At 52.9% G+C, this 17,832-nt stretch carries 19 protein-coding genes; 15 read left to right on the top strand and 4 right to left on the bottom strand.

The annotated features are described in order from the left end of the window. Positions 1 to 3 precede the first annotated feature (3 nt). On the bottom strand, positions 4 to 780 hold the full coding sequence (fkpA, locus tag HCX89_RS17290) for an FKBP-type peptidyl-prolyl cis-trans isomerase (RefSeq protein WP_028780139.1): 777 nt from the start codon (positions 778 to 780) through the stop codon (positions 4 to 6). A 205-nt stretch (positions 781 to 985) separates the two neighbouring features. On the opposite strand from fkpA, the gene HCX89_RS17285 reads away from it, so the two are divergent. The 8 genes from HCX89_RS17285 (at position 986) to HCX89_RS17250 (ending at position 9,300) form a co-directional block, all read left to right on the top strand. Further along, positions 986 to 1,960 (top strand): WD40 repeat domain-containing protein, encoded by a 975-nt coding sequence (locus HCX89_RS17285; protein WP_167716814.1) that lies wholly within the window; start codon positions 986 to 988, stop codon positions 1,958 to 1,960. Between the two features lie 3 nt (positions 1,961 to 1,963). Next, positions 1,964 to 2,176, top strand: a complete 213-nt coding sequence (locus HCX89_RS17280) for a SlyX family protein (RefSeq protein ID WP_167716812.1) — start codon at positions 1,964 to 1,966, stop codon at positions 2,174 to 2,176. Positions 2,177 to 2,198: 22 nt separating this feature from the next. Further along, on the top strand, positions 2,199 to 2,687 hold the full coding sequence (def, locus tag HCX89_RS17275) for a peptide deformylase (protein WP_025886974.1): 489 nt from the start codon (positions 2,199 to 2,201) through the stop codon (positions 2,685 to 2,687). After that, positions 2,684 to 4,039 (top strand): COG3014 family protein, encoded by a 1,356-nt coding sequence (locus HCX89_RS17270; RefSeq protein WP_144132774.1) that lies wholly within the window; start codon positions 2,684 to 2,686, stop codon positions 4,037 to 4,039. The genes def and HCX89_RS17270 overlap by 4 nt, the downstream gene beginning before the upstream one ends. Before the next feature lie 22 nt (positions 4,040 to 4,061). Beyond that, positions 4,062 to 4,655, top strand: a complete 594-nt coding sequence (lpoB, locus tag HCX89_RS17265; RefSeq protein WP_170946744.1) for a penicillin-binding protein activator LpoB — start codon at positions 4,062 to 4,064, stop codon at positions 4,653 to 4,655. A gap of 213 nt (positions 4,656 to 4,868) precedes the next feature. After that, positions 4,869 to 7,514, top strand: coding sequence for an aminopeptidase N (pepN, locus tag HCX89_RS17260; RefSeq protein ID WP_273643653.1), 2,646 nt, complete (start codon positions 4,869 to 4,871; stop codon positions 7,512 to 7,514). 97 nt (positions 7,515 to 7,611) lie between these two features. Continuing rightward, positions 7,612 to 7,824, top strand: a complete 213-nt coding sequence (locus HCX89_RS17255; RefSeq protein WP_025886971.1) for a hypothetical protein — start codon at positions 7,612 to 7,614, stop codon at positions 7,822 to 7,824. Between the two features lie 186 nt (positions 7,825 to 8,010). Continuing rightward, a complete protein-coding gene (locus HCX89_RS17250) occupies positions 8,011 to 9,300 on the top strand; it encodes a glycerophosphodiester phosphodiesterase family protein (RefSeq protein ID WP_167716810.1) in 1,290 nt (429 codons plus the stop codon). A gap of 67 nt (positions 9,301 to 9,367) precedes the next feature. Here the strand turns inward: HCX89_RS17250 and HCX89_RS17245 are convergent, their stop codons facing one another. After that, positions 9,368 to 9,934: a phosphoribosyltransferase gene (locus HCX89_RS17245; protein WP_025011535.1), complete on the bottom strand. Its 567-nt coding sequence runs from the start codon at positions 9,932 to 9,934 to the stop codon at positions 9,368 to 9,370. Between the two features lie 411 nt (positions 9,935 to 10,345). Here HCX89_RS17245 and HCX89_RS17240 point away from each other — a divergent pair, with 411 nt between their 5' ends. The 4 genes from HCX89_RS17240 (at position 10,346) to HCX89_RS17225 (ending at position 14,137) form a co-directional block, all read left to right on the top strand. Next, positions 10,346 to 11,071 carry a basic amino acid ABC transporter substrate-binding protein gene (locus HCX89_RS17240; protein WP_025011536.1) on the top strand — a complete coding sequence of 242 codons (726 nt, stop codon included), beginning with the start codon at positions 10,346 to 10,348 and terminating at the stop codon, positions 11,069 to 11,071. Between the two features lie 6 nt (positions 11,072 to 11,077). After that, complete coding sequence (locus HCX89_RS17235; RefSeq protein ID WP_025011537.1) at positions 11,078 to 11,755, top strand: amino acid ABC transporter permease; 678 nt, start codon at positions 11,078 to 11,080, stop codon at positions 11,753 to 11,755. Beyond that, complete coding sequence (locus tag HCX89_RS17230) at positions 11,748 to 12,473, top strand: amino acid ABC transporter ATP-binding protein (RefSeq protein WP_025886969.1); 726 nt, start codon at positions 11,748 to 11,750, stop codon at positions 12,471 to 12,473. Before HCX89_RS17235 ends, HCX89_RS17230 begins: the two co-directional genes overlap by 8 nt. A 98-nt stretch (positions 12,474 to 12,571) precedes the next feature. After that, a complete protein-coding gene (locus HCX89_RS17225) occupies positions 12,572 to 14,137 on the top strand; it encodes a hypothetical protein (protein WP_167716808.1) in 1,566 nt (521 codons plus the stop codon). A gap of 13 nt (positions 14,138 to 14,150) precedes the next feature. On the opposite strand, the gene HCX89_RS17220 is transcribed toward HCX89_RS17225, so the two are convergent. Beyond that, the gene (locus HCX89_RS17220; protein WP_054744620.1) at positions 14,151 to 14,897 is read right to left on the bottom strand and encodes an RES family NAD+ phosphorylase; all 747 of its coding nucleotides are present in this window, start codon (positions 14,895 to 14,897) and stop codon (positions 14,151 to 14,153) included. 36 nt (positions 14,898 to 14,933) lie between these two features. Then, positions 14,934 to 15,296, bottom strand: coding sequence for an MbcA/ParS/Xre antitoxin family protein (locus tag HCX89_RS17215; RefSeq protein ID WP_025011540.1), 363 nt, complete (start codon positions 15,294 to 15,296; stop codon positions 14,934 to 14,936). A 232-nt stretch (positions 15,297 to 15,528) separates the two neighbouring features. On the opposite strand from HCX89_RS17215, the gene HCX89_RS17210 reads away from it, so the two are divergent. The 3 genes from HCX89_RS17210 to HCX89_RS17200 all read left to right on the top strand — a co-directional run bounded on the left by HCX89_RS17210 (position 15,529) and on the right by HCX89_RS17200 (position 17,832). Then, a complete protein-coding gene (locus tag HCX89_RS17210) occupies positions 15,529 to 16,182 on the top strand; it encodes an oxygen-insensitive NAD(P)H-dependent nitroreductase NfsB (protein ID WP_025886967.1) in 654 nt (217 codons plus the stop codon). A 130-nt stretch (positions 16,183 to 16,312) separates the two neighbouring features. Beyond that, entirely contained in the window at positions 16,313 to 16,954 is a 642-nt protein-coding gene (locus tag HCX89_RS17205) for a DNA-J related domain-containing protein (RefSeq protein WP_025886966.1), read from the top strand. A gap of 140 nt (positions 16,955 to 17,094) precedes the next feature. Next, the gene (locus HCX89_RS17200) at positions 17,095 to 17,832 is read left to right on the top strand and encodes a DsbA family protein (RefSeq protein ID WP_123115805.1); all 738 of its coding nucleotides are present in this window, start codon (positions 17,095 to 17,097) and stop codon (positions 17,830 to 17,832) included.

The following is a 17,832-nucleotide window of genomic DNA, read 5'->3' as shown; positions in this document are numbered from 1 at the left end:
GGATTACTTGGCAGAAGCCTCGGCTTCGGTCGGCTCTACGGGGGCATCGGCCTTCTTGACCTTGAGCAACTCGACTTCAAAGATGAGTGTGGAGTTGGCAGGAATAGTGCCCATATCACGCTCGCCATAGGCCAGCTCAGATGGGATAACGAAGCGATACTTGGCGCCTACCGGCATCAGCTGAACCCCTTCGGTCCAGCCCGGGATCACCCGGTTCAGGGCAAATTCTGCCGGTTCACCGCGGGAGTAGGAGCTGTCAAACTCAGTGCCGTCGATCAGAGTTCCACGGTAGTGAACTGTCACTACGTCTTCGGCGGCCGGCTTCTCACCCTCGCCTGGAGTCAATACTTCGTATTGCAGACCGGACTCAGTGGTGATCACACCCTCTTTGGCCTTGTTCTGTTCCAGATAAGCCTTGCTTTCCTGCATCGACTTGGCCGCCATCTCCTGGACCTTGGCCATACGTTTTTCATTCAGCTTCTGGTCCAGACCTTCAAGCACTTTCTGCATCTCATCTTCAGTCAGTTGCAGCTCGTCTTTCAGCCCCTGTTGGAAACCAGTCACAATCAAAGCACGATCGACTGAGAAACCCAGCTCTTCCTGCTCCTTGATATGGCCGGCCATGTAGCGGCCAATAGAGGCACCCACGCTATAGGCTTCTTTCTGCTCGACAGAGCTCAGTTCCACTTTGTCGGCACTCGCTGTTTTTTGTTCTTGGTTACAGGCGGAAAGGCCGATCAGGGCCAGTGCGACCAGTGAAATTTTGTAAATCGGTTTCATTAAAGGCATCCTCAGGATCTTCAAATGGTTACAATTAACCCAAAATATGTAAGACGACTCACTTTATACCAGTTAACTTTGAGATACAAAGCAGATTATCCATACTGGTTAACAAGGGAAAGCGGCCGACAAACCGTTAACCCTTGCATGGAAGCGACAGCGTTTTACCCTTACTCAAAATGACAAGTCGAGGCGGTATAAGTTCATGGCAATAAACAGATTGCTACTTATTTGCACGCTCAGTTTTACTTTGCTTGGCCTTGGTGCCTGCCATCCAGGCCCCAATAGCAGCCAATCCCTGGCGGCCGATCCCAGCTACAGCGCCAGCCTCTCTGCCGATGGCCGCTACGCTTTGATAAGCAGCCAGGAGGGGATCAGGCTTTGGGATCTCAGACAAGGCGCGGTCAAGTATCAGTGGGCTCAAGGCAGTGAAGCCAATGATGTCATCGCCACAGATATCTCGGCCAATGGAGAATATGCGGTGACGTTAAGCCGCGATTCAGTTGCACTGTGGAAAATCGCCGACGGCCGGGCGGCGGGTTGGTGGTCACTGCCGGCAGTAGCCCAGACTGTGGCCGTGGCCGACAACGGCCAGTTGCTGGTAGGGCTGGCCGATGGCGCGGTGATGTCGCTGACCCCGACCACAGGTGTGCTGGTGAAATTTCTTGGCCACAGCGAAAAGGTCAACAGCGTTGCCCTCTCTGCCGATGGCCGCCTGGCATTGACCGGCGCCAACGATGCCACCGCCCTGCTGTGGCGCACCCAGGATGCTCAAGTACTGAGGCGCTGGCAGATGGACTCCAGGGTACTGAAGGTTGTCCTCAGCCGCAGCGGTAACCTCAGTTTAGTGTCCGACAGTACCGGCAATGCCGACATTTGGCACAATGACTCAGGGAAACTGGCCAGCTCGCTGGCGATAGTCCGGCGGCAAATGAACTTTTCGGCAGCGCGCTTTATCCAACAGGAGCAGGCCTTGTTGACCGGCACGCCGGCCAGAGAATTGAGTCTGTGGCAGGTCGATTCGGGGAAAAAAGTCGCCAACTGGCAAGTTTCACTGCCAAAAAAGCCTTTGCCCCAAAGCGCCGTAGTATACTCAGTGTCTGAATCCGACAACGGCCAACTTCAGAGTATCAGCAGTGCCAGCTTGCTGGAACGCTGGTCGGCGCCAACACAGAGGTAAGTAATGCAAGCAATCCCGGACAGGATCGAAGAGCTCGAAACCAAGCTGTCATTTCAGGAAGCCACACTGGAAGAATTGAGTCAGGAGATTTTCGAACTCAATAAAGTCGTGGCCGAGCAGCAGTTTCAGATCCAGTTGTTAATCAGTAAACTCAAAGCGATAGAACCGAGCAATATCGCGTCTCAATCGGAAGAAACGCCGCCGCCTCACTACTGAGTCGAATAAAGGGGGGATAAGGATGTTAGCCATAGCAACCTACGGAGAACGTATTCTGGGGCAGGCTGCCCAGCCGGTTCAACAGTTCGATGAACCTTTGGCGGCCCTGGCCGAGAAAATGCTCGAGACCATGAAACTGGCACAGGGCGTAGGCATAGCCGCGCCTCAGGTAGGCCAAGGTATCCGCTTGTTTATTATGGCATCCCATCCCAACGACAGATATCCGGATGCGCCTTTGATGGCGCCCCAGGTGGTGATCAACCCGCAGATACTCAAACGCTCAGGCAAGATGCTGGCCGGAGAAGAGGGTTGCCTGTCTCTGCCCGGTGAAAGAGTACAGATTCTGCGCCATGAAAGCATTGAGGTACGTTATCAGGATCTCAGCGGCGAGTGGCAGCAAGAATGGTTACAAGGCTTTGTCGCGCGCATTTTTCAGCATGAATATGATCATCTGGAAGGACTCACCTTGAGAGAACGACTGGAGATCCAAAACCAAGGAGCCGACTCTTGAAGTCAGGCAAGTTACTGCTGCCACTGTTGTTGTCTCTGAGCCTCACTGGCTGCGCCTTCAACAGTGTATTGGTCAACTATCCATCCCAACTGGCCGGCGTTCGCGCCGAACTCAACTCATCAATGCCGGGCAATGCCGCCAAGGAGTTGGCAGGCGGGATCAGCAGCCGCGATGGCCTGCTCTATGCCCAGGAAGCGGGGCGCGCCGCGCAGATAAGCGGCGATTTCACCGCCAGCAAAGACTATTACCAAAGCGCCATAGCCGCCTATCAGGCATTCGACGACAAGGCCAAGCTCAGTTTGTCCGAGCTGGGTTCACAGGGCGGCAGCCTGCTGCTGAACGACAATATCATTCCCTATCGTGGTCCCGGGTATGAGCGCATCATGCTGCACCAATATCAGGCTCTCAATTATCTGTTTGCCGGCGATGCCGAAGGCGCGTTGGTGGAGGTGCGTCGCAGCAATGAACTGCAATCGCTGGAACAGCAAAGGTACGAGAAATCCAGCAGCGCTGTGCAGCAGATGGCCAACGGCACTATCAGCGCTGAAATGGATAAACTGGGCAAGGCGGCCGGCAGTGTCACCAGCTCGTTTTTGAACGCCTACAGTTACTACACCACAGGGGTACTGCACGAAATCCTTGGTGAGCGCAACGATGCCTTTATCGACTATCGCAAGGCGGCGCAGATTATGCCGGATAATCCTTATTTGCAGCAGGATCTGGTGCGCTTGGCCAAAGAGCTTGCCATGCCTCAGTATGATGAGTTCAAACGCCGTTGGGGAGAAGCGCCCACGCCCGCCAAGGGGCAAGGCCAGGTCATCTTGCTGCTGGAGCGTGGCTTTGTGCCCGCCAAGGAGAGCCTAACAGTTCCCTTCACCATTCACGGCAACTGGCAAACTGTCTCTCTGCCCACCTATATGCCATCCAGAGTGCCGGTAAGCAGTGCCCATATCCGCGGCTTGTCAAAACCTATGACCGCAGCCCCGATAGCCAACATAGATGCCTTGGCCATCACGGCGCTCAAGGAGGAACTACCCTATCTGCTGGTGCGCCAGGCCGCCAGGGTCTATGCCAAGTCGGAAATGGCCCGCAAGGCCGAACGCAAAGACGGTTCGGACCTTGGGGTGATAGCCATGCAGATATTCAACGTGGTCACAGAGCAAGCCGATCGCCGCAGTTGGCTCACGTTACCTAGGCAGGCACAGATAGCAAGGCAGTTTGTCGATGCCGGCAGCTATCAACTAACCCTGGACAATCAGGGCACGGAAATTCAGGTTGAGAGTGGCAAGACCACTCTGGTCTGGGCAATAGACACTGGCAATGTCACACGTTTTTATACAAAATTGATTTGATAACCTTGAAATGGAACTGACTATGAAACACTTGAAGCTGATACTGATACTGGCAATGGCTATGGGCATGGCAGCCTGTCAATCCAAAGTGGAATACGGTGATGCCACTGAGGTAGAGACAGTGAATGAAAACTTCGGTTCGACAGATCTGCAAGCCATTGCCGCCAAAATGGTCGACAGCATGCTGACTTTCCCGCCTGTGGTGGCCATGACAGCCAACGACAGACCTATCATCTTTGTCGACAAGATCAAGAACAAGACCTCTGAGCATATAGATACTGAGTCAGTGACCGACTCCATCAGCAACAAGCTGCTGCGCTCAGGCAAGTTCCGTTTTATCGATATGACCAAGGTGGATTCAGTGCGCAAGCAACTGGACTACCAGAACAACGCCGGCATGGTTGACCCATCCACCGCCATCAAGTTCGGTCGTCAGATAGGCGCTCAATACATGCTCTACGGCAACCTTTCCAGCATAGTCAAACAAGATGGCAGCACCCGTGATGTCTACTACAAGATGACCATGCGCCTGATGGACCTGGAAACCGGCTTGATCGAATGGTCCGATGAAAAAGAGATCCGCAAAGTGAAGTCCAAGTCCTTCCTCGGGCTCTAACCAAGCACCACACTCCTTCCCAAAAGCCGCTGTCACAGCGGCTTTTTTGTAACATTTCTCCTTTGTTCTTTGTCGGCAAATAGCGTAATTTATGCCGCGGGCGCCAAGCCTGAGAGGGTATTAACTCTAGGTGTATCCCTCCCCTTTCATTCCTGTTGTGAGGGAAAACACCGACACCCAATGGTAAAACAATAAAAAGCAAGGAATCTGTTTGTGAAATCTCTTCCCCGGTTGTTTGGTCTCAGCCTGTTGGCTGCCGGACTGCTATCACTCAGCGGCTGCAGCAGCACTCAATCCTCTGCAGGTGTGCGGGATGGCAGCGGTTATATCAGTGAGCAACAGGCGATGGCTCGCTCTACCAGAGTCAGCAATGTCAGCTATGAACTGGACTTTACCTTGGATGGCAGCGAGCGATTTGCCAACCGCACCCTGGTACGTTTCAGTCTCAGCGATAACCAACAGCCCCTGACACTGGACTTGAGCAAGGCGCAGATCACCAGCCTTAAGATCAACGGCCACAGGCTCTATCCCAAATACAATGGCGCCTATCTGGAGATCAGTGCCAAGTTGCTGCTCAAAGGCGACAATGAGATAGAAGTCAGCTTCACACGCCAGCATTCCAGCAATGGTGAAGGGCTGCACCGCTTTGTGGATCCCGTCGATGGCAAGGTCTATCTCTACTCCCACTTTGAGCCCGCCGCCGCGCAGCAGATGTTTGCCGTATTCGACCAACCGGATCTCAAGGCCAGCTACAAGTTAACTGTCAGAGCCCCCAAAGACTGGCAGGTGATCAGCGCCACCCAAGAATTGAGTGTGACCCCGGAGGGTGACAGCCAGCTATGGCAGTTTCCGGCAACACCCAAGTTGAGCCCCTACAACTTTTCCATGCATGCAGGCCCTTACCATGTCTGGCAAGACAACAGCGGCAAATACCCCATGCGCCTGTTTGCCCGCCAATCAGTGGCGGCCCAGGTCAATGCCGCCGACTGGTTCAGATACACAGACGCCGGGCTTAAGTTTTTTGACGACTATTTCGGTATCGACTACCCCTTTAAAAAATACGATCAACTGCTGGTGCCTGACTTCCTCTATGGTGCCATGGAAAATGCCGCCGCCATCACCTTTGCCGAAGGGCGTTTTCTTGGCAGTGGTGAGATGACAGCCAATCAGCGCCAGCGCTTGGCGTCGGTGATCATGCATGAAATGGCGCACCAGTGGTTTGGCGATCTGGTGACCATGAAATGGTGGAACGGTCTGTGGCTCAATGAAAGCTTCGCCTCCTTCATGGGCATGCTGGCGAGCGCCGAAGCCACTGAGTTTGACAATACCTGGCGCAGTTTTTACGCCAGGGGCAAACAGAGTGCCTATCAACAGGACTCTGGCGTTACCACCCACCCCATAGAAGTGCCAGTGGCCAGCAGTGCCAACGCCTTCGATAATATCGATGCCATCACTTACCAGAAAGGGGCCGCGGTTCTCATTCAACTGCGCCACCTGCTTGGGGAGCAAACCTTCCGCCGTGGCGTCAGTGAATACCTCAAACGGTACTCCTGGCAAAACGCCACACTGGAAGACTTCATTACCAGTCTCGGCCAGGCCGCCAAGCGGGATCTGAGCCAATGGACCCGGGATTGGCTCTATAGCGCCGGTGTCAACAGCCTCAAGGCCGAGTTCCAGTGCCAAGATGGCCGCATTAGTGAATTTGCCCTGTTGCAGTCGGCAAGCGATCCCGCCTATCCGACGCTCAGAGAGCAAAAAGTTCAGTTGGCCTTACTGAGCAAGGGCCGCCATGAGATGCACCTGCTGCAAACTCTGGCCGTTACCTACCAAGGTGAAAAGACCTTGGTGCCGCAACTTAAAGGCGCGTCCTGTCCTGATTTGGTTTATCCCAACTATCAGGACTGGGGCTATGTCAAAGTCGAGCTCGACCCACGCTCGTTCGATACCGCCTTCAATCACCTGGCCAAGGTAGAAGATCCCCTTCTGCGTGCCATGCTCTGGCAAAGCCTATGGGACAGTGTCCAGAGCGGTAACTTGCCCTTGAACAAGTATCTGGAAACAGTGCTTATCAATGCTCCCCAAGAGAAGGATTACACCCTGCTGGGGCAAATTCTCGGCAATATGCGCTACAGCAAGGCCTTGCTCGAATCGATGGCTCCCATTCACTCGGCCTATGCCGAGCGCGCCATCAGAGCGCTGGCGCAGATGAGCCTGCGTCTGACCATGCAAAACGCGGATAATAAAGATCTGCAGCGGCGCTGGTTCGAAGCCTATGTGGACTTTGCCCGCGACGGTGACTCGCTGGATCACCTGCTGTCACTGCTGCAGGGCTACAGTAAAATAAAGGGAATAGAGCTGGATCAGGATACCCGCTGGCAACTTATCTATCAGTTGAACCGTTACGATTATCCCACCAGCAAATATCTGCTGCAGCAAGAAGCCAAACTTGATAACAGCGATTCGGGGCAAAAGGCAGCCATCGCTGCCGAAGTGGTGCGCCCGGACACCGCCGGTAAACGCCGCTGGCTGGAGAAAATCAACCATTCGGCGCTGCCGTTTGCCAAGCTGAGGGTGGCAATGGAAAACCTCTATCCCAGCAGCCAAGGGCAACTCCAGGCCAGCACCGCAGAGCAGCGCTTGAGTCAGCTGGCCACCCTGGACGCCGAAAAAGGCCCGGTATTTATGCGCAGTTACGCACCGGCATTATTACCGCGTCAATGCAGTCACGCCTCAGTGCTGCAGCTCGAAAAAGCCTTACAGGCCAACCCTGAGCTATCGGCCATGACCCAGCGTAATCTCAAGCAAGCCATAGAGAGAGAGCAGCGCTGCGTACTGATAAAAGATACCCTGAAACCTTAGCCGAAAGACAGAACAAGGGCCTCAATGAGGCCCTTGATTTTCCTGTCCCCCTATACTGTGCCAGAATGTTCAACATGCTTAACACCAAGGAGTCGTTATGGGATTAATCAGTCTGATGCTTGTGATAGTCATAGGCATCTTTGCCGTGATACTCATCAAGGATTACAACCGCAAGCAGCAATACCACCAAAATGGCGAAGTTGAAAAACTGCAACGGGAAGTGGATGAATTGAGGCAGCGAATTGCCAATCTGGAAACCATAGTCACGGACAAAAGCTACGATCTGAAGGACAAGATCAATCGGCTCTAAGGGCTAACGCAATAGGTTTCTCTTCAGTATATCCGGAACAAGATACTGTATTAATTAAGTTAACTGTCATGATTTTGCTATCCGGCTGTCATCAACCGTCTTTAGCTTAAGCGGCCTGTTTATGACTAAATACCATTCTCGCCAAGTGAGTAAACTGCTGTGCGAAATAGTATAAGGATCTGCTTAATGAAGGCTTTTCACTCCAAAACAACGTCGGTATTACTTGGCTCTGTACTGTTTGGCCTGTTGCTCGGTGGCTGCAACAGCAATGACAACAACGCCAATACTTCAACCCCGACACAGGATCAGCAGGAGAAAGTTGGCGCCAATCTGGGCCCCCGCCCCCTGTTTCTGGTAAATGACATGGATGAAGGGCCGCTCAAAGATAAACTGGCACAATGCAGCAAGGGGCCCTTTTATCGCACCGACTTCAGCATAGGCCACCGCGGCGCCTCCATGCAGTTCCCTGAGCACACCAAAGAAGCCTATTTGGCAGCTATAGATGCCGGTGCCGGAATAGTGGAATGCGATGTCACCTTCACCGCCGATAAACAGTTGGTTTGTCGGCACTCCCAATGCGATCTGGCCACAACCACCAATATCCTGGGTATCCCTGAGTTGGCAGCCAAATGCCGTCAGCCTTTCTCTCCCGCCGATGCTGCCAATGGTGTTAACGCCAGCGCCGAGTGCTGTACCAGTGATATAACCCTGGACGAATTCAAACAGCTTTGCGGCAAGATGGATGGCTTTAATCCCAAGGCCACCACGGCGCATGAATTTATGGAGGGCACTCCTGCCTGGCGCACGGATCTCTACGCCAGTTGTGGCACATTGATGACCCACGCCGAGAGCATAGCTCTGTTTAAAGAAGCCAAGGTCAAGATGACGCCTGAACTCAAGGCCGCCAGTGTGACCATGCCCTTCGATGGCTTTAGCCAACAGGACTATGCTCAGAAGATGATCGACGAATATCAGGCCGCCGGGGTACCGGCAAAAGATGTCTATCCCCAGTCATTTAATCTGGAGGATGTGCAATACTGGTTGGCCAATAACGCCGATTTTGGCAAGCAGGCCGTCTATCTGGATGACAGGTATGACTCAGACAGCAGCTTTAACCCCAATGATATGGCCCATTGGCAGGCCGATATGCAAAGGCTCAAGGCACTGGGAGTCGAAATCATTGCGCCGCCCTTGTGGGTATTGGTAGCTCTGGATGACAGCGGCAAGATAGTTCCCTCGGCCTATGCTCTGGCGGCCAAGGAAGCCGGGCTTAAAATAATCACTTGGTCACTGGAACGCTCTGGCCCCCTGGCGCAAGGCGGTGGTTGGTACTATCAGAGCATCAGCGATGGCATCAACAACGATGGCGATGTCTATCAACTGCTGGATGTACTGGCCAAAGAGGTAGAGGTCTTGGGTGTCTTCTCCGATTGGCCGGCAACTGTGACTTATTACGCCAACTGCATGGACATATAACGGGTGTGAGCAACAAAGAGGGCGCCCATTGGCGCCCTCTTCAGTATTTGATGATAGAAACCGATTATCAGAGGAACAACTCTTTGATATTTCTCAAATCGCCCTTGCCTTCAGCCAGCTCTTGCGGGCTCAAACCGGAAACTTCATGGGGGAATACCAGCCATTCATCCGAGGCATGGATATAGTAGTCGGGCTTCAGTGGCACCGCAGTGTTCTGTGGCTTGTAGTAAGGGCAAGCGATACGGATATCCTTAGGCATGTTCAGTCGCATCAGCTGACCGAGTTTCTCCTTCAGTGCAAAAATACTGCGGCCGGAGTCAAAAACATCATCAACAATCAGCAAACCATCATCGGCATTGGCATTTTCAACAATGTAGTGCAGACCATGAACCTTGATCTCCTTGCTCTGCTTGTCTGTGCCTATGCCGTAGTAGGATGAAGTACGCACCGCAATATGGTCGGTCTCCACTTTTTTGAAGTCGAAAAACTCCTGTACCGCAATCCCTATCGGGGCGCCGCCACGCCAGATCCCAACAATAAACTGTGGCCGAAAGCCACTGTCATAGACCTGTGCTGCCAGACGAAATGAGTCCTCCAGCAATTCCTGTGCGGTAATAAAGCGTTTTTCTGTCATAGGTATGCGACCCCATCTTGTTCTATTTTGTGTGCTTCGCTGTCTGCTTTTGGCAGGTACTGAATTGGAGGCCGGTTCCAAAATCCGGAGTGGCTTCCACCATTGTAGGCAGGCAGAGGATTTTGGGCGCGCATTTTATAACAAATTTTTCTTTGGCGCTGTGCCAAATGCACATTCTTGTGTCTCAGGCGACAAAAAATCTTCTCTAGTCGCTCAGCTCTAGTTGAGCAATATCTACTTTATTCACTTAAGCATGTTCAATTAATAAATAACAAACTAATTAACAAAGATTTTCTAACAAGACAAAACCAACAAATGAATAATTAGTCATTTTTTATGATTAGTTATTGATTGATGCGTTCGAACTGGCTATAGTGCCAGCCATACGGTTCTTCAAGAGTATCTTCAATGATGAAAAAATCCCTGCTTCTGGCCACTGTCACGGCTTTGCTGTTGACCGGCTGCGGTAAAGATCAAGATGTACTGGTCGTCGGTACCAATGCTGCCTTCCCTCCATTTGAATATATGGGGGGTGCCAATGGTGATGAGGTAAAAGGGCTGGATATCGATATTGCCAAGGCGATTGCCGCCGACGCCGGTAAAACCCTCAAGGTAGAAAACCTCAAGTTCGACTCTCTGATAGTGGCACTGAACTCAGGCAAAATCGATTTTATCGCCTCCGGCATGACAATCACGGATGAACGGCAAAAGAGCGTCAACTTCTCCACGCCTTACTACGAAGCCACCCAAGTGGTGATAGTCAATCAGGACAGCCAGATATTCAGCACTCCGGCTGATCTTGCCGGCAAGAAGATTGCGGTGCAGCTGGGCTCTACCGGCGACATCATGGCCAAGGAACTCAAGGCCGAAGTCGTGGCATTCAATACGGGTTTTGAAGCCTTTATGGAGCTGAAAAACCACAAGGTAGACCTGGTACTGTTCGACAGCCAACCGGCGGCCACTTATCTGGCCAAGAACCCCACTCTCAAACAGCTGGATATCGACTTCTCACCCGAGTTTTACGGTATTGCAGTCTCCAAGAATCAACCCGAACTGCTCGGCCAGATCAATGCCACCCTGTCACGGCTGCAAAGCTCAGGTGAATACCAACAACTCCTTGAAAAGTATCAGAAGTAATCTTAGATGGATGCAATAATCTCTTCGCTGTTTACCCCCATAGGGGAAGACGGCATGATCGGTATTTTGCTGATCCTAAACGGCCTCAAGGTCACCTTGACTGTGACCTTCTTCGCCATGATCCTCGGTGCCATTCTCGGGGTGCTCACCACCTTGATGGGTATGTCCGAGCGCTGGTATCTGCGCTGGCCGGCCAAGCTGTATGTCGGGGTGATCCGCGGTACCCCTGTAGTGGTTCAACTGGTGATCCTCTACTTTATCGTGTTGGCCGCCATGGATGTCGACAAGGTGACAGCCGCCATCATCGCCTTTGGCCTCAACAGTGGCGCCTATATCAGTGAGATCATCCGTGCCGGTATCCAGGCGGTCGACAAGGGCCAGGCCGAGGCCGCCCGCTCTCTGGGGATGAGCCATTCACTGACCATGCGTGAGGTGGTGTTGCCGCAGGCAATCAAGAATATTCTGCCGGCGCTCGGCAATGAATTTATCGTGCTTTTGAAGGAAACGGCCGTCATCGGCTTTATCGGTGGTGTGGATCTAATGCGTGCCGGTGAAATCATCCGCAGCCGAACCTTCGAAGATGTGGTGCCGCTGCTGACTTGTGCCCTTATCTATCTGTTGTTGACCTACAGCTTCACCTGGCTGTTGGGTAAGTTTGAAGCGAGGCTGAAACAAAGTGATTGAGATAACCAACCTGCATAAGTACTACGGCAAACTGGAAGTACTCAAGGGCATAGATCAGCATATCGCCAAGGGAGAAGTGGTCAGTATTATAGGCCCAAGTGGTAGTGGCAAGAGTACTTTTCTTCGCTGTATCAACCTTTTGGAGCAACCGACTGAAGGCGAAATACGGATAGCCGGTGAATCGATAACGGCTCCGGGGGCCTGTGTCGACAAGCTCAGACAGAAAGTGGGCATGGTATTCCAGCACTTTAACCTGTTTCCCCACAAGACAGTGTTGGCCAACCTGACGCTGGCACCGGTCAAGCTGGGGTTGATGAGTTCGGCCGAGGCCGAAGCCAAGGCTTTGGGACTGCTGGGTAAGGTTGGCCTGGCAGATAAGAAAGATGCCTATCCATCCAGTCTGTCCGGCGGCCAGAAACAGAGGGTGGCCATTGCCAGAGCCCTGACCATGTCTCCCGAACTGATGCTGTTTGACGAACCCACTTCGGCGCTGGATCCGGAAATGGTCGGCGATGTGCTGGACGTGATGCAATCTTTGGCTCGCGACGGCATGACCATGGTGATAGTCACTCACGAAATGGGATTCGCCCGCGAGGTGTCTGACAGGGTGATCTTCATGGATGAAGGAGTGATCCAGGAAGCGGGCACGCCGGAGCAGATCTTCAATGCGCCGCAAAATCCCCGTACTCAAGGCTTCCTTGCCAAGGTGCTGCGCTGATCACAGGGTAACTTTTTAGTACAAAAGTGCCATAAATCTGCCATCTTTGTTCTCTATGTTGGGTGCTTTCCCAAACGCCCAATATAGAGAGGTTATTCGTGCGTCAATCCCATCAAGTCGCAGCATTGTCACTGCTGTCTCTGGCCCTGCTGGCCGGCTGTAACTCAGATAACGACACTCAAACTCCCGAGCCGGTAACGGGTCGCTGGCTCAAAGGCGATCTTCATGTTCACACTGCGGTTTCCCAGGATGCCAGAGAGACCCAGGCCGATATTCTCAAGTGGGGCTTCGAGGACTTTGGTCTGGATTATATGAGCCTGACCAACCATATGCGCAACAACAGCCAGGACAATGAAGATAACGATCTAGGCGGCATTCTCTTCTATGATGCCCTCACCCGCTACGAAAAACCCGGACTCGCCAGCCTGATGCCCAACTACCCGGGCAAGTTGGTTTACTCCGGCTTTGAGTGGGATATGCCGACTCACGAACACTTCAATATCGCCATCTTGGCCGATGAACAGCAGACTCTGGATGCGATTAAAACCTTCGAGTACAGCTTCAGTGCCAAGAATGAGCCGGAGGATTTCGCAGCCGAAGATCTTGCCGCCTGGGAGACCGCTGGCGTCAAGCGTCAGAATCAAACCCATGCAGATGCCGTAGCGGCGCTCGCCTGGCTACAGCAACACTTCCCCAAACAGAGCTACGGCATGCTCAATCACCCCAGACGCTATCTCGACAGCTACACCATAGCCGAAGTCAGGGAGCTTCACGATGCCGCGCCTGAGGTCTTCTTCCTGGTGGAAGGCATGGTTGGCGGCCAGTTCAGTGGCAACCGCGGTGACTATGGTGACAGATCGAGCGGTGTTTACGGCGGTGTCGATCCCGTCGTGGCCGAAGTCGGCGGTTGGTGGGATGCGCTGCTGGGCGAAGGGCGCAGGATTTGGAACATGGGCAACTCGGATATTCATTTCAAGACCAGGCCACCTTACGCCAGCAGTTATTATCCCGGCGAATACGCCAAGAATTACACCTGGGTTGAGGGTGAATGCACCCAGGCCCTGCTGGAAGGGCTACGCTCGGGGAACAGCTTTGCGGTATTTGGCGATCTCATCGATGGGCTGGATTTCCAGATGAATACAGGTGATCAAACCATCACTATGGGACAAACCTTGAGCGCCAAGGCCGGTGACAAGGTCACTATCAAAATCAGGTTCCGCAGCCCTGAGCTGAATAACAAGGAAAGCGATATCGGCAATGAACACTACGCCGGCATTAATCCGGGAGTACATCATATCGATTTGATTGCCGGCGATATCGGTGAACGGGCCAAGCCGGGAACGGCTGCCTGGCAAAAGGAAACCAACGACAGCACCCGGGTGATCAAGTCATTTACCCAGGCCGACTGGCAAAAAGACAGTGATGGCTTCTACAACATGAGCTTCAGCTTTATCGCCGATGGCAAGCAGTATTTCCGCCTGCGTGGTACTAACCTGGATTACAACGTCAGCGGCTTGACCAACAAGGGCACGCCTCTGCGTTCAGAGGTGCTGCCACAGGCCGAAGGGGAGCTGGTGCAACAATGGTACAACGACATCAATGAGCGTAACTACGGCGATCTCTGGTTCTATTCCAACCCGCTGTTTATCACCACGCAATCCTGACTAAGTTCTGCACTCAGGCGGGACGCGGCAACTGCCCGTCCTGCAAAAAGTCTTTTAAAAACCAGGTCAATGGCATGCTACGGCTATTACGACGACTGAAAGCCACCTTGTCGGCCGAGCTTTGGCAGATCCAGTATTCACACTCCTGCGGCTCGGTTGATTGCAACACCAAAGGATCGTGCAGCGCCAGGTTAACGCCCTCTTCGGCTCTGGCCGAAGTGTAGCGGATCATCTGCGCCTGCTGTTGCAGCAGCCAGGCCCCCATAGCCTGGGTATAGGTATAGTTCGACTTGTGAGTCAGTTGCTGCTGCACTTCCTGCCCCTGCAATAGCGTCAGGTCGGCACAATCGCGGGCATTGATATCCACAGAGTACAGCATATGCTCAGAGCGCAGCGGCTCCAGATAAGGCTCCAGCATGTCGGCCATAAAGACAAAACGATAGTAAGCAACTTCGGCCAAACAGGTCTGCCAGGATTCACTGGCATAAAAGAAGCTTTCCATTGTGATACTGCCAAAGCGCGAGCCATGGCGCAGCGGCGGATAACGAAACGGGGTCTTGAGCAGATAATGCAAGTGCTCTGTTCCACTTCGGTAAGGCGGTTTAACCTCATCGAGCAGAGACTCAAGCAGCATCTGTTCGTCAAAATCATCCACCAGGCTCAGGGTGGCGGCTTCTTCCTGGGACTCGACCAGGCGATAACCGCGGCCAAGGTAAGGGCGAGGGAAAAAGTCCTGCGGCTCTAACGCGCTAAAATCCATTTTCAGTTATTTGTCTCCTGTCACCGGCTATGGCTGTCAGACCTTGCCTCGCATCGCATCCAGATATTGGTTAACACTCACCAGGCCAACCACGGTTTGCAATAAAGTCTTGGGGGTCCCATTCAGCGCCTTGTTGGGGCTGTTGAGCCAGTGACGCATAAAGGCTTTTTCACCACCCGCTATGGCATACAACGAGCGATACAGGCGGATAAGCTGCAACTGCAGTTCCCCCTGCTTGGAATCGGGTTTAAACCCCTTGCCGCTGTTACGGCTCAAGGTGCTGGGATTAACACCTATGATACGGCTGGCCTCGGCCTGGGTAAGTTGTAACTCGCTGCAAGCATTGGAAAACGCCTTGAATAATACCTCGGCTGCATTGGCTTTCTCTAGGGTATTCATCTTTGCTGCTCCGCCATAAACCTGTCCATATATTAACCAAAATATACAGCAAACGCAATTTAACAGCCAAAAAACATGCAAACGCAATCTTGTTGGCACCGAGAGGTGGTTCCCCACCAGCGTACTTTCAATTTATTTTTGATATAGCTTGCAGCAGAAACACTGTTGTAAAGCGCAACAGAGATCGTAGAATGCCAAAACAATTTCAGCCTAATTTGTCCGGAGCAGTGACATGACAGATCTGACATACCTTGCCAAAAAGCGCTATACCACCAAGGCTTTTGATCCCAACAAGAAGATCCCCCAGGATAAAATTGAAGATCTGCAGAGTCTGCTGCAGTTCAGCCCCTCCTCGGTGAACTCCCAGCCATGGCACTTTGTACTGGCCGCGACAGATGAAGGCAAAGCCAAAATTGCCGAGTCTACCGCAGACTATGGCTTCAACACGCCAAAGATCCTCAACGCTTCCCACGTGGTAGTACTCTGTACCCGCAACAACATGGACGAAGCCCATCTGCTGCGTCTGCTTGAGCAAGAAGATGCCGATGGCCGCTTCGCCGACGAAAACGCCAAGCAAGGCCAACACAACGGCCGCTCTTTCTTCACCAATATGCACAAGTTCGAACTTAAGGATCTGCAGCACTGGATGGAGAAACAAACCTATCTGGCGCTGGGTACTCTACTGCTGGGCGCCAGCGTATTGGACATAGATGCAACCCCTATTGAAGGCTTCGATGCCAGCAAACTCAATCAGGTTTTGGGTCTGAGAGAACAGGGCCTGACCGCCAGCGTGGTTGTGGCTCTTGGCTACCATGACGAGTCTGACTTCAACGCCAAGTTGCCCAAATCTCGCCTGCCTCAGGAAGAGCTGTTTACCAAGATCTAACGAGGAACGAGTTTGCATCATCCCTTTCAGAACCCGGCTCCACGCCGGGTTCCATTATTTTCACCTTGCACCCACGGACACCTGTGGCATAGTAGATTTTATCGTCAGTTCAGGATGAATGATTGCTACCATGCTGCTTGCCAAACCCGCGCTGGCCCAGCCAGAGACCACTGAGGTCAAGCCGACCCGACTCAAGGGCGATAACCCGCTTATCTGGCCGCTGCTCAGCTTGCTCAAACGCAGCAACCGCTCCTGGAAGGTGCATCACCTCGCCACCGAATTACAACAGCAGGGACTGATGCACGACTTGGATCCTCTGCCCGAGAAAGATCTGTTCAAACGCAACTTCCTGTTGATGAATGCCCTCTATGAACTGCAACACATGCTGTTGCCGGGCCAATGGCTGCAGGTACAGGCCATGGATATCATATTGCTGCGGATCCCACCGGCCAATGTGCTGCAACTGCAACAGGGTGACTCAGCGCTTAGAGACTACTACCTCGACTGGAACAACTACGACACCTGCGTCAATGTTGTTCGTGAGATGCTGGAGTCCTTCTGGAACAGTTATCAGGATTATATTGGCGTGCGTCCCGGCCGTTTTGCCCAACGAGAGGCACTGCGGGTATTGGAGCTGGAAGCCGACGCCAGCGACAAGGAGATCCGTCGCCAGTGGCGTAAACTGGCGCTGAAGTGGCACCCGGACAGGCAAGGTGGTGATGCCGCCAAATTCAGACAGATCTGCGAAGCCTGGCAAGCCCTGCGAGGTTGAATAACCAGGCAAACCGTCAAAGCTTAGCCTCGCTCACAGAAATGGCCGCCAAAGGTGCCGACGCTTAAGTCATAATTAAGCCAGTCACATTAACCTGACAGCAAAGGGCGCTGCGCCCGGTCAATTCTGAGGAGATTATTTTGCTCAAGCCACTGGTTGCCGCAATGGCACTTACCCTGATCCCGCTGGCCGCCAACGCCGCCGACTTTATCGAAGGTAAACACTATACCCAGATAGCCAAGAAAGGCAGTGAAGAACCCAAACTCACCGAGTTCTACTCTTTCTATTGTCATAACTGCTTCAGCATGGAAACCCAGTATCTGCCGGACATCAAGGCTGGTCTCAATAAAGAAGTCAGCTTTGACAGCAAGCATGTCGACTTTATGAACAGCGATCTGGGCACTGAGGTGATGAAGTCTCTGGCCATCATGCAGGAGCTGGGCGCGACTGATAAGCTGGTTCATCCTATGTTTGCCGCCATTCAGGGCGAGGAAGGGGCCCATGGCCATGACCATTCCGCCCCTGGACACAAGCACACCTCTGCCATCAATAGCCGCGACGATATCAAGCAATTGTTTGCCGCCAACGGCGTCGATGTCAGCCAGTACGATGCCTTGGCCGACAGCAAGAAAATCAATGATGTCATCGCCCTGTGGCGTAAGCAGCAGAATGAATTTGCCATCCAGAGCGTGCCAAGCTTCGTGGTAAACGACAAATATCTGGTTAACCTGGGAGAAATTCGCACCTTGGGCGAACTGACCGATCTGATCAATTTCCTGGCTACCGAAAAAGATGCCAAGCAAGATGAAGGCGGCAGTCTGGGTTGGTTGTTCCTGGCCTTTGCCGGTGTCGCCGCCGTCACCAGACGTCGCCGCTGA

It is taken from the genome of Shewanella sp. Iso12 (assembly GCF_012030025.1).
In the GTDB taxonomy this organism is placed as follows: Bacteria; Pseudomonadota; Gammaproteobacteria; order Enterobacterales; family Shewanellaceae; genus Shewanella; species Shewanella algae.
The sequence above is the reverse complement of the archived record's forward strand: the minus strand, read 5'-3'. Positions and strand labels throughout refer to the sequence as shown.